Raw genomic sequence first — 12,247 nt, 5'->3', positions numbered from 1 at the left:
CATCGGTGCTGATTTCACTGTTGGCACTGATGCCCATCGGTTTCGTGATCGGCATTTCGATTCAGACCGGTTGGGACACTATCGTTGAGTTGGTGTTTCGGCCCAGGGTCGGCGAACTGCTGATCAATACCGTGTTGCTGGTCGTTTTGACGATCCCTCTTTGTGTGCTGCTGGGTGTCGGGCTTGCCTGGCTGACCGAGCGCACCGATTTACCTTACAGACGCTTGTGGTCAGCGCTGGCCACCGCGCCGCTGGCGGTGCCGGCGTTTGTTCACAGTTATGCGTGGGTCAGTCTTTTCCCACCGATTCATGGCCTGTTTGCTGGCGTGCTGGTGTCGGTAATCGCCTACTTTCCGTTCCTTTATCTGCCAGCGGCTGCTGCGTTGCGGCGTCTTGATCCGGGTATCGAGGACGTGGCGGAGTCGTTGGGCCTGAAGCCGTGGGCGGTGTTTTTCCGGGTAGTGTTGCCGCAGTTGCGTCTGGCGATCTGGGGCGGCGGCTTGTTAGTTGGCCTACATTTGCTGTCGGAATATGGCTTGTACGTGATGGTGCGTTTCGACACCTTCACCACGGCAATTTTTGACCAGTTCCAATCATCGTTTAACGGCCCTGCGGCGAACATGCTGGCCGGGGTGTTGGCGCTGTGTTGCCTGGCGATGCTGGTGTTCGAATCGGGCACTCGCGGCAAGGCCCGTTATGCCCGGGTCGGTTCCGGCAGTGCGCGAGAGCAGCGGGTGTTTCAGCTGAGCCACATGACCACGGCGCTGGTGCTGTTGCTACCGATCCTGACCTCGGTGTTGGCGCTCGGTGTACCGTTGGTGACGCTGACCAAGTGGCTGATCGCGGGCGGTGCCGAGGTCTGGGATCTGGCCAATATTCTCCCGGCGCTGGAGCAGACTATGGTCCTGGCCAGTGTCGGAGCGATCCTCACGACGCTGGCGGCGATTCCGATTGCATGGCTGTCGGTGCGCTCACCGGGGCGTTTGCATCGCTTGCTGGAAAGCTGCAATTACATCGCCAGCTCCCTGCCCGGGATTGTCGTCGCGCTGGCACTGGTGACGGTCACTGTCCGATACGCTCGACCGATTTATCAGACAGCGATTACCGTGCTGCTGGCCTACATCCTGATGTTTCTGCCCCGGGCCTTGGTCAATCTGCGCGCGGGTATTGCCCAGGCGCCGGTAGAGCTGGAAAACATTGCACGCAGTCTCGGGCGTTCGCCGATTCAGGCGTTGTGGGTGGTCACCATGCGTCTGGCTTCGCCGGGCGCGGCAGCGGGTGTGGCGCTGGTGTTCCTGGCGATCACCAATGAGTTGACCGCCACCCTGTTGCTCGCGCCCAGCGGCACCCGTACGCTGGCAACAGCCTTTTGGGCGATGACCAGCGAAATCGACTACGCCGCCGCTGCGCCCTATGCGCTGATCATGGTCGTGCTTTCGTTGCCGCTGACCTGGCTTCTTTATTACCAATCCAAACGCACGGCAGGCCGATGAGCTCACTTGATTTAACCGCTATCAGCAAATTTTTCGGCGCAGTGCCGGCAGTGGATAACGTCAGTTTGTCGGTGCCGGAAGGCAGTCGTACCGCCATCGTCGGCCCCTCGGGGTCGGGCAAGACCACGTTGTTGCGTATGATCGCCGGCTTTGAATTTCCCGACTCCGGCGTGATTACGCTCAACGGCAAGACGCTGTTCGATCAATCGACCGAGGTCCCCGCGCATCAACGGTTGATCGGCTATGTCCCACAAGATGGCGCGCTGTTTCCGCACATGACGGTCGCCGGCAACATCGGCTTCGGTCTACCCGGCAACAACGCGTCGAAACAGCAACGCATCGGCGAGTTGATGGACATGGTGTCCCTCGACCCGCGCATGCTGCCGCGCTGGCCGCATGAGCTTTCAGGCGGTCAGCAACAGCGTGTCGCCCTCGCCCGCGCGCTGGCGCAACGACCCAAGCTGATGCTGCTCGATGAACCCTTTTCGGCCCTCGACACCGGCTTGCGCGCATCGATGCGTAAGGCCGTGGCGCAGATGCTGGCCGATGCGGGCTGCACCACCATTCTCGTTACCCACGACCAGGCCGAAGCCCTGTCGTTTGCTAATCAACTGGCGGTGATGCGCCAGGGCAAGCTGATCCAGGTCGGCGCGCCCATGGACCTTTACCTGCGTCCACGTGACGAAGAAACCGCACATTTCCTTGGCGATGCGGTGGTGATTCCAGGCACTGTCGACAACGGTTGGGCGGTCTGCGAGCTGGGGCGGATTTCGGTGGGTGACAGCACTCATCAAGGCGCGGCACAGATCCTGTTACGCCCGGAGCAGATCCAACTGACGCCGGCGGACGCACAGTCGGCAGGCTGCCTGGGGGTGGTGACTGACAGTGATTTCGGCGGCAATGCCTGCATGCTGACGGTGAAGCTGACAGGCGCGACGTCACGGGAATTGTTGGTGCGCAGCTTGAGTATTCATGCGCCGACGGTAGGCAGCACTGTGGGGATTAGCGTGAGCGGTGGCGGGCATGTTTTGGGCAAAGGTTTGCAGTGATGGCAATGCGGGGCTGGTCTTTCTGTTCTTCCGTGGGCATCCCGAGGCTAACCGCTTTGGCCCTCAGCTAGCACTTGCTCACTGAGGGTCAAGACGGTATCTACAGAAGATTTGTGCGTGAGGGTTTAAGGAATCAAAATAATCTTGTCCGCACTGCCCTTGTTCACGTCCTCATAACGCGACAGACCTTCGCTCAATGGTGACTCGAACAGATCGGTCGGCAGCGGCAGCAGTCCCGCATCAAAGAACTGGCTGAACTGGTCGAGCATCCCCGCGCAGATGTCGGTGCCGTAGAGCAGCGAGTTGATGCCCACGATCGAGCCGCCTTTGCGGTACAGCGCCAGAATCGGCACTTGCACGTGGCCATCTACCGGCGCGGAGATGACGGCGATACGACCGAAAGGCGCCAGGGTCTGGATCGCCAGCGGGCAGCCAGAAGCCGGTGGTGTCGAAGATCACTTCCGGGCCACCCTGAAATACCGCGTGAACCTGAGCCGCCAGGTCTTCCGGCTTGTCGAGCAGGACGGCATCGAAACCGTCAGCCTTGAGCGCTGCAACCTGCTCCGGGCGGCGCACGGCGCCCAACACTTGCGCGCCACGGATTTTCCCCAGCGCCATCGCCGCGCTACCCACCGCGCCATTGGCGCCAATGACCAGCAAGCGCGTATTGCCGTCGACCAGACTGCGCTCCAATGCGTCCCACGCGGTGGTAAATGGCACGCCGAGGCTCGCTGCCTGGGCGAAGCTCAGCGCCTTGGGTTTACGCGCAACGCCTTTGACCGGCAGGGTCAGGTATTCCGCGTGCGAGCCATCACGGAAGAAACCAGGCTCCCGACCGGTGCCCCAAACTTCCTGACCCAGTAGCGCTTGCGGACCTTCGATGACTACACCGGCAAAGTCACGGCCGGGAATGCGCGGCAGCGTGGTGTACGGGAAACGGCCCAGGACGTTCTTCACGTCACTCGGATTGAGGCCGGCGGCTTTGACTTGAATCAGTACTTCGTCCTGCGCCGCTACCGGCTGTGGGACGTCGACGTATTGCAGAGCGGAAAGGTCGCCGGTTTTGGCAAATTGCAGGGCTTTCATGAGGACTCCGGACAACGGTTCAAGGTGTCCAGAGTGTAGGAGCTGTCCGAAATAGCTGTCGGTCATGTGCTTCTGCCTGCCGGCCAAATAGCACACCGTTGATCAGGCAGCGCGTTCGCCGAGCGGGTATTGCGACGGGCTCATGCCCAGTTCACGGCGAAACATGTCACTGAAGCTGCTGGGGGAATAGCCCAGTTCGCGGGCGATGCTGCTGACCGGCACACCCTGAATCAGCTCGGCCACAGCGGTCGCCAGTTGCACCTGACGTCGCCAGTCGGCAAAGCCCAGCCCCAGTGAGCGCTGAAACAAACGCGACAGGGTACGCACGCTGGCACCGGCGTTTTCCGCGTGCTGTTCGAACGAAATATCCAGCGACGGCGAACCCATGACCGCCTGACACAGATTGACCAGGCGGCGATCCGAATCGGACGGCATGGGAATTTTCATGACGCTGCGCCTGGCCCGCTTCAATTCCAGCAATGCCAGGCCAACCAAGGCTTCGTAGTATTCCTGACCTTGCTGATCCGGCCCCTGATCCACCAGACCGAGGATCAACTCACGCAGTAATTTACCGACTTCGAGCACCTGCACCGTGCTTTCCAGCGTCGCGGCAATCGCCGGGCGCAGGTAGATATTGCGCATCTGCAAGTCAGACACCACGCGAATCCCGTGTGGGATTCCAGGAGGCAGCCACACCGCACGCTGTGGCGGCACCACCAAGGCTTCGTTCGGGGTTTCGACCCACATCACTCCGGACATCGCATACAGCACTTGCCCCCAGACGTGTTCGTGCGGCTCGACATACAGCCCACGCGGGTAGGTCCGCGCCAGCGGTTGCACGGGGACGTCGGTGTCACTGAGGTCGGGCGGTACAGCGAGGGCCATTGCGGGGCAAACCGGAAACGGGATGGTCTGCGCATGGTAGCGACCGCCGCGGGTTGTCGCCAGCGACGGTCGGACGGGGCTTTTTTTGTTGTCCGTTATGGCGCCTTCGCCAACTGCGCCTGGGCCACTTGCAGCGCCGGTTTGCCATCTCTGCTGCTGACGCCCGCCAACCAGGTATTGAGCACCTCAGGGTTGGCCTTGATCCACGCTTTGGCGGCATCACGCGGTTTCTGTTTGTCGTTGAGCACGGCGTCCATCAACTGGTTTTCCATCTTCAGGCTGAACACCATGTTCTGCAGCAGTTTGCCGACGTTGCTGCACTCCTGGGTGTAACCCTTGCGCACGTTGGTGTAGACGGTCGCCTGGCCAAAGTTGGGTCCGAAATAGTCATCGCCGCCGGTGAGGTATTTCATCTTGTTCTTGGTGTTCATCGGGTGCGGTTCCCAGCCGAGGAACACGATCCACTCGTTCTTGCGCGTCGATCGTCCGAGTTGCGAGAGCATCGCCGCTTCGCTGGATTCCACCACTTTGAAGTCCTTCAGGCCGAAGGCATTTTTGTCGATCATGCTCTGGATCAGCCGATTGCCGTCGTTGCCCGGCTCGATGCCGTAGATCTGGCCGTTGAGTTTGTCCTTGAATTTGGCGATGTCGGCGAAGTCTTTAAGGCCGGCGTTGTACACGTATTCCGGCACCGCCAGGGTGTATTTGGCGCCTTCAAGGTTGGCGCGCACGGTCTCGACCGTACCGGCGTCGCGGTAGGCCTTGATGTCGTTTTCGGTGGTCGGCATCCAGTTGCCGAGGAACACGTCGAGGTCCTTGCCTGCCGCCAGCGATTTGTAGGTCACGGGAATCGAGAGCAGGGTGGTTTTGGTTTTGTAGCCCAGGGTTTCCAGCACTTCGCTGGTCATCGCCGTGGTAACGCTGATGTCGGTCCAGCCGACGTCGGAGAAGCGAACGGTGTCGCAGGACTCGGGTTCCGCCGCGCTGGCCAGCAGCGGCACGGTGAGTGATGCGATCAACAACAGGGACGGGCAAGCTCTCATGAAATGGACTCCTCGGGATTGACGACGGCAGTGTTCGGCTAAATGCGAAGCGGTTTTTTGTTGTTGTTTTTATGCGGTCTGGTCCTGCTGTATTGCCCTCAGCTCGCCTGCTCGACACCAAACCAGTTCAACGCAACCGGCGCAGTGTTGAGGTAGACGTGCTTGAGTTCGGTGAACTCATCCAGCCCGGCGCGCGACAGCTCGCGACCAATGCCGCTGGACTTGTACCCACCCCACGGCGCTTGCGGAAACGCCGCGTTGTAGTCGTTGATCCATAAGGTGCCGACCCGCAGGCGCTTGGCTATGCGATAGGCCTTGCCGAGGTCTTGGGTCCAGACACCGGCCGCGAGGCCGTAGGGCGTGTCATTGGCCAGGTGTAGGGCTTGTGCCTCGCCACTGAAACGCTCGACGGTAATCACCGGGCCGAAGACCTCTTCCTGGGCGATGCGCATCGTCGCCGTGACGTTGCCCAGCAGGGTCGGTTCCAGCCAGAAACCGCGTTCAAATGCCGGGCCTTGTGGGATCTTGCCTCCCGCCAGCAATTGCGCGCCTTGCTCCACTGCGCCCGCGATCATGGTCAGCACCTGATCGCGTTGGCTGGCGGAAATCACCGGGCCCATTTGCGTGGTCGGATCGAGGCCATCGCCCAGACGGATGTTGCCAGTGCGTTGCTGCAGGGCGGCGACGAAACGGTCGTGAATCGCGTCTTCCACCAACAGCCGCGAGCCGGCTGAACAGATTTGTCCGGCGTTGAAAAACACTGCGTTGAGCGCCTGATCCAACGCCACGTCGAAATCAGCGTCGGCGAACACGATGTTCGGATTCTTGCCGCCCAACTCCAATGCCACGCGTTTGAAATTGCCGCTGGCCGCGCGCATCACTTTGCCGCCCGCACCCGCGCCGCCGGTCAGCGACACCAGGTCGACCTCGTGACTGGTCGCCAACAGTTCGCCGATGTCTCCGGGCCCGCAGAGCAGGTTGAATACGCCGTCGGGCAAGCCAACTGTTTCCAACAATTCGGTCAGACGATGGGCTGTCATCGGCGTCAGACTGCTGGGTTTGAACACCACGGTGTTACCCGCGGCCAACGCCGGGGCGATCTTCCACACGGCTTGCAGCAGCGGGTAATTCCACGGCGCGATCAACGCGCAGACGCCCACCGGCTCGCGCTGGTTGAGGCTGATTACATGGGCCGGAGCGTGGGAGTTGACGCTGCCACTCTCGGTTTCCAGCAGCGCGGCGTAGTAACGAAAGGTCGCGACCACGTTGCCAATATCGGCCTGACTTTCGCCGAGCGTCTTACCCGCATTGAGGGTTTCCAGACGCGCGAGGTTTTCACTATCAGCGTCGATGGCGGCGGCGATTCGTTGCAGGACTTGGGCGCGCTCAGTCACCGCCATGTTCGGCCACTCGCCGTGGTCGAAGGCTTGCCGCGCAGCCTGAATCGCCCGCTCGGCATCGACGCGCCCAGCCACCGCCACGCGCGTCAGCACCTGCTCGTTCGCTGGGTTGATGACGTCGCGCCAGGCCTGTGCTTGCGGCGCTTGCCATTGCCCTCCGATAAACAGCGATATGTCCGACATCTGTGTCTCCAGCTCAGGTGGCTTGTGCCAGCCACTATCTGCCTGGCGACACCGGCGCTATTGATCAAAAACGGCAATTCCCTGCCGTTTTGTCACGACGGCAATAACGTCAGCGAACGTCGCTTCCCATCAAGTGCTCATGGGGTCCGGTCCTACACTGGCCATAACAACCGCCCCACGGAGACGATAAACATGTCCGACGCCCACACCCAACAGCGCACTGAGCTGGCCTGCGCCTTTCGCTGGGCCGCCCGACTGGGCATGCACGAGTCCATCGCCAACCATTTCAGCGTTGCGGTTTCGGCGGACGGTCGGGAGTTTTTGATCAACCCGTACGGCACGCATTTCTCGCAGATCAAGGCCAGCGATCTGCTGCTGGTCAACGCTGATGATCCCAGCACGCTGGACCGCCCCGACGCCCCGGACATCACCGCGTGCGCGCTGCACAGTGCGCTGCACCGCAACCAGCCGCACGCGCGCTGCATCCTGCATACCCATTCGAAATACGCGACGACGCTGGCCTGCCTGGCCGACTCGCGCCTGCCGCCGATCGAGCAAAACTCCATGCGTTTTTTCGAGCGCGTGGCGATTGATGAAGGCTTCGACGGCATGGGTTTGGGCGATGAAGCTGAACGGGTCAGTCACCTGCTGGAGGGCAAGCCGATTCTATTGATGGGCAGCCATGGACTGTTGGTGGCGGCGCCGAGCATTGCTCAGGCGTTCGATGATTTGTATTACTTCGAACGGGCGTGTGAGGTGTACATCACGGCGCTGTCGACGGGGCGTCCGTTGCGGGTTGCCAGTGATGAGGTAGCTAGGAAAACGGCGCGCCAGTGGCAGGATTATCCGGGGTTTGCGGATAGGCATTTTTCGGCGTTGATGAAGATTTTAAGTGAGGAAGAGCCTGGGTTTCGCGGGTGATGGAGGATGCGCCATGTAGGAGCTGCCGGAGGCTGCGATAAGGTCCGCAGAACCTTTAAAAAATCAAAGACGACGCCTGGTTCCCAGGCGATCGCAGCCTCCGGCAGTTCCTACAGAGAATCGCAAAATCAGCTAGCTTGCCTTGGCTCTTTAGTTAACGGCTGACGCATCACCGGCGCAGTCCACACTTGGCTACGATCCTCACTCGGCGGGCAGCCAAACTTGGCGCGGTAGGTGCGGGAGAAGTGCTCCAGCGAACCAAACCCCGAACACGCCGCCACTTGAGCGACGCTGAGTTGTGTCTGCTGCAACAGGCTGTGAGCCCTCGCCAGGCGCAAAGTGATGTAGTACTTGAGGGGCGACAGGCCGGTGTGTTGCTTGAACTGCCGCTCGAGCTGCCGACGCGATAACCCGACCTGACTGGCAATCGCCTCGCAGTCCAGCGGCTCTTCCAGCGCCTGCTCCATCAACAGCACCGCGCGACGCATTTTGCCGCCGTACAGCTTGGTGTTGGTCAGGCCGCCATCGCGTTGGTTGTCGGCCGGTTGGCGCACTTCGCCCATCAACAGGTGCATGGCGATTTCCCGCGCCAGATCGCTGTCGATGCTTTGACCGAGCCAACTGATCATCATGTCCAGCGTGCTGGTGGCGCCAGCGCAGGTCAGACGTTGGCGCTCAAGGGTGTAGAGCTGAGTCCGGGCCTGCACCCGTGGATAACTTTCCTGGAAGCCCTGCAAATTGTCCCAATGCACAGCCGCCTCGTAGCCATCGAGAACGCCGGCGGCCGCGAGTAATTCGGTGCCGGTTTCCACGCCCATCAACACCGCGCCAAACAATGCCTGTTTGCGCAGCCAGCTTTTCAAGGCCTGATTGCGGCTGTGTTTATGCACATCGAAACTGGCGATGACCAGGCACACATCGAAGCCCTGATCCGCGCGAATAGCATCCGAAACAGAGCTGCTCAGTCCGTTGCTGGCCTGCACGGGTTGGCCGTCGAGGGATAACAAGGTCCACTCAAACAGCTGGCGTTGAGTCAGCCAGTTGGCAATGGCCAGCGGCTCGACGACCGCTGCCAGCCCGAGGTTGGAAAACGACGGCAACAGCAACACCGCGACACGCAAAGCAGCCACTTCGCCTTTGCGCCAGTCGGGCAGGTTTTCGATCCGAGCGGATGATGGTTTCATGGTTCGTCCTTACAGATAAACACACACTCTGTAGGCGCTGCCGAAGGCTGCGATTGGCCGTCAAACGCGGCGACCGCTTCGCGATTGATCGCAGCCTTCGGCAGCTCCTACAGGTAAATTGCATTCCGAATCTAGCGCTGCTGTACGCGCCACTGCGGATGCATCCACACCGCCGCCTGGGACGCTGGTAATGGCTTGAATCCGCGAATCATGTCGCTGGCTTTTTCCGCGATCATCACCGTCGGCGCGTTGGTGTTGCCGCTGACAATGATCGGCATGATCGACGCATCCACCACGCGTAATCCTTCAAGCCCATGCACCCGCAACTGCGGATCGACCACCGCCTCGGGATCGTCACTCGGCCCCATCTTGCACGTGCCGCTGGCATGGTAGCCGGTTTCCGTGACGCGTCGCGCCCAGGCGTCGAGTTCGGCGTCGCTTTGCGCTTCAGGGCCTGGCACCAACTCATCGCCTTTGAACGCCGCCATGGCCGGTTGATCGATGATTTCGCGCACCAGACGAGCGCCGGCGCGCATGTCGGCGCGGTCCTGTTCGGTCTGCAAATAATTGAACAGAATACGCGGCGGTTGATGCGGGTCGGCGCTGTTCAGGGTGACGCTGCCGAGGCTGGTCGGACGCATCAAATCAATGTGAATCTGAAAGGCGTGGGCCGGCACCAGATCGACACTTCCCGGCTGCACCGCCAGCGGCATGAAGGTCAGTTGCAAATCCGGATGCTCGACACCGGCCCGTGAGCGAATGAACGCGCCCGCCTCAAAATGGTTGCTGGCGGCCGGGCCATCGTGAGTCACGAACCAGCGCGCGCCGATCCACCATTTGCCCGGCGCAGTGGTCCAGGGATACAGCGAAACCGGCGCCTTGCACAGGAACTGCACCACGGTATCCGGGTGATCGTTGAGCCGCCGGCCGACGCCCGGCAAATCGTGCTGCACCTCTACGCCGAGCGCTCGCAGCTCATCTGCCGGCCCGACGCCCGACAACAGTAGCAACTGCGGCGAATTGATCGCCCCCGCGGTCAGCAACACTTCGCGCCGAACCCTCGCCTGCCGCACCTGATCATTTTGTTCATATTCGATGCCATAGGCGCGACGCCCATCGAACAAGATGCGCAACGCCAATGCTCCGGTCGCGACGCTGACATTGCCGCGCTTGATGGCTTCGGTGAGATACCCGCGCGCCGTGCTCCAGCGCCGACCATTGCGCGTGGTGCGATCCACCGGACCAAAACCTTCCTGGCGATAGCCGTTCAAATCACTGCTCAAGGCGTATCCCGCTTGCGCGCCAGCCTGCACAAAAGCGTTGCACAGCGGCGTGTCGATATTGCCGGGCGTGACATGCAAATGCCCGGCGCCACCTCGATAGTCATCCGCGCCGTTGGCATGGGTCTGTGAGCGGATGAAATAAGGCAGCACTTCTTTATAGCTCCAGCCATGACAGCCTTGCTTGGCCCACGCATCGTAATCACGGGCATGGCCGCGAATGTAGACCATGCCATTGATCGACGACGAGCCACCCAACGTCCGACCGCGCGGCGTGCCAATGCGACGGCCGTCCAGGTACGGCTCAGGCTCGGAGTTGTAACTCCAGTTGTAGCGTGTGCCGCCCACCACGAGGCCCACCGCCGATGGCATGTCGATGGTCCAGCTTTTATCCACAGGCCCGGCTTCGAGCAGCAGAATGCTCAACGCCGGGTCTTCGCTCAATCGATTGGCCAACACGCAGCCCGCCGAACCGGCGCCCACAATCACGTAATCAAACTCATGCTCGGACATGGCCGGCGTGCTCCGTCAGGTGGTCGAAACGTGATCAGCGCGCGGACGGACCGTGAATGCCTTCAAACACCAGTCGGTGAAAGTGATGCACCAGGTGTTCGCTTTCGTTGCTGCGCTGGGCGTCGATCATGTAACGGCCCTGGTCGTAACCGAGGGAGTGCAGGCCCTTTTGTACCGAGATATTCAGCGCGATGTCTTCCGGTCCCAAATCTTCGTTCATCCACTTCATGCAGGCTGCGCTCACCGGCGCAGTTTCGGCATTTGATGAGTAGTAACCAAAGCGCAGCAGCGAGCGTTCGGCATCCAGCGGGATCATCATGAACGAGCCCAAAAACTCGGAAAACGGGAAGGTATAGAAGGTGTTGTTCGGCCACATGCCGATGTTGAAAAAGCACTCGTCCGGGTTCATATCGCTTCGCAGTTTCACGCCATAAGCTTCGGTGACCGAGAGATTCGCAGGAGCGATGTACGTCCACCAGTTGTCGCGTTTCGTCAACTCGTAGCCCTTGAAGTCGATCAGCTTGGCGAGGTCGATATGGCAAGGCCCCGAGAGCTTGAAGTGATAACCCTCTATGGAGTTGTCCATGATCACTTTCCAGTTGGCCGGCACGATCACGTCCTGCTCTTCGATCAGGCGCATGTTCTCCAGGTCGGGGAAAACCCTGCGCATTTCTTCGTCTGCACCGGGAAACAGATCACGTAGCGATGGAGCTTTCGGGTCAAGGTTGAAGTAGATAAATCCGCCCAGTTCTTCGGTGCGGATCTGCGGAATATTGAAATTCTGCAGCTCAAAATTCTTCATCTTTTCGCAACGTGGCGCGCTACGCAGGGTGCCGTCCATTTCGTAACACCACGAGTGATAGGCGCAGCGCACCACGCCGCCGGTAGTGCCACGGCGGGTTTCCAGCAACCGATTACCACGGTGCTGACACACGTTATGGAACCCATGAATCTGCCCCTGCCGGTTGCGCGCCACCACCACGCTCTGGTCGAACAAGTCGGTGACCACGTACTGACCCGGCTCGGCAAACTCACTCACATGCCCCGCCACATGCCAGGCGTGCATGAAAATATTGTCGCGCTCAGCCTTGAACAGGGTCTCGTCGAAGAAGTAACGCGAGGGCAAGGTAAAGGCTTCTTCAGGGTCTTGATGATCCCAGCCTTCGACCGGACTTTGCTGCTTCAGAATGTTCACGGATTGCATCGATAC

Annotated in this window: 9 protein-coding genes and 1 pseudogene; 3 read left to right on the top strand and 7 right to left on the bottom strand. The window is 60.6% G+C overall.

Annotated elements, in window-relative coordinates; translation table 11 throughout:
* The first annotated feature begins 29 nt into the window (after nt 1-29).
* Both ACF0H7_RS00800 and ACF0H7_RS00795 read left to right on the top strand, forming a co-directional pair.
* Nucleotides 30-1,493 (top strand): ABC transporter permease, encoded by a 1,464-nt coding sequence (locus ACF0H7_RS00800; protein ID WP_397453784.1) that lies wholly within the window; start codon nt 30-32, stop codon nt 1,491-1,493.
* The gene (locus tag ACF0H7_RS00795; protein ID WP_397450959.1) at nt 1,490-2,542 is read left to right on the top strand and encodes an ABC transporter ATP-binding protein; all 1,053 of its coding nucleotides are present in this window, start codon (nt 1,490-1,492) and stop codon (nt 2,540-2,542) included. Before ACF0H7_RS00800 ends, ACF0H7_RS00795 begins: the two co-directional genes overlap by 4 nt.
* A gap of 125 nt (nt 2,543-2,667) precedes the next feature.
* On the opposite strand, the pseudogene ACF0H7_RS00790 reads toward ACF0H7_RS00795, so the two are convergent.
* The 4 genes and pseudogenes from ACF0H7_RS00790 to ACF0H7_RS00775 all read right to left on the bottom strand — a co-directional run bounded on the left by ACF0H7_RS00790 (nt 2,668) and on the right by ACF0H7_RS00775 (nt 7,139).
* A pseudogene (locus tag ACF0H7_RS00790) lies at nt 2,668-3,628 on the bottom strand (zinc-binding alcohol dehydrogenase family protein).
* Nucleotides 3,629-3,730: 102 nt separating this feature from the next.
* Nucleotides 3,731-4,513, bottom strand: coding sequence for an AraC family transcriptional regulator (locus ACF0H7_RS00785; RefSeq protein ID WP_397450958.1), 783 nt, complete (start codon nt 4,511-4,513; stop codon nt 3,731-3,733).
* 95 nt (nt 4,514-4,608) lie between these two features.
* Nucleotides 4,609-5,556 (bottom strand): choline ABC transporter substrate-binding protein, encoded by a 948-nt coding sequence (locus tag ACF0H7_RS00780; protein WP_397450957.1) that lies wholly within the window; start codon nt 5,554-5,556, stop codon nt 4,609-4,611.
* A gap of 98 nt (nt 5,557-5,654) precedes the next feature.
* Complete coding sequence (locus ACF0H7_RS00775) at nt 5,655-7,139, bottom strand: aldehyde dehydrogenase family protein (RefSeq protein ID WP_397450956.1); 1,485 nt, start codon at nt 7,137-7,139, stop codon at nt 5,655-5,657.
* Nucleotides 7,140-7,331: 192 nt separating this feature from the next.
* Here ACF0H7_RS00775 and ACF0H7_RS00770 point away from each other — a divergent pair, with 192 nt between their 5' ends.
* Nucleotides 7,332-8,060 (top strand): class II aldolase and adducin N-terminal domain-containing protein, encoded by a 729-nt coding sequence (locus ACF0H7_RS00770; RefSeq protein WP_397450955.1) that lies wholly within the window; start codon nt 7,332-7,334, stop codon nt 8,058-8,060.
* Between the two features lie 128 nt (nt 8,061-8,188).
* Here ACF0H7_RS00770 and ACF0H7_RS00765 read toward each other — a convergent pair whose 3' ends face one another.
* From ACF0H7_RS00765 to ACF0H7_RS00755, 3 genes are all read right to left on the bottom strand, one after another.
* Complete coding sequence (locus tag ACF0H7_RS00765) at nt 8,189-9,244, bottom strand: GlxA family transcriptional regulator (RefSeq protein WP_397450954.1); 1,056 nt, start codon at nt 9,242-9,244, stop codon at nt 8,189-8,191.
* Between the two features lie 131 nt (nt 9,245-9,375).
* Entirely contained in the window at nt 9,376-11,037 is a 1,662-nt protein-coding gene (locus tag ACF0H7_RS00760; protein WP_397450953.1) for a choline dehydrogenase, read from the bottom strand.
* A gap of 34 nt (nt 11,038-11,071) precedes the next feature.
* Nucleotides 11,072-12,241 carry an aromatic ring-hydroxylating dioxygenase subunit alpha gene (locus ACF0H7_RS00755; RefSeq protein WP_397450952.1) on the bottom strand — a complete coding sequence of 390 codons (1,170 nt, stop codon included), beginning with the start codon at nt 12,239-12,241 and terminating at the stop codon, nt 11,072-11,074.
* Nucleotides 12,242-12,247 lie beyond the last annotated feature (6 nt).

The sequence above is a fragment of the Pseudomonas sp. NA-150 genome (assembly GCF_044336365.1).
GTDB lineage: Bacteria > Pseudomonadota > Gammaproteobacteria > Pseudomonadales > Pseudomonadaceae > Aquipseudomonas.
The sequence above is the reverse complement of the archived record's forward strand: the minus strand, read 5'-3'. Positions and strand labels throughout refer to the sequence as shown.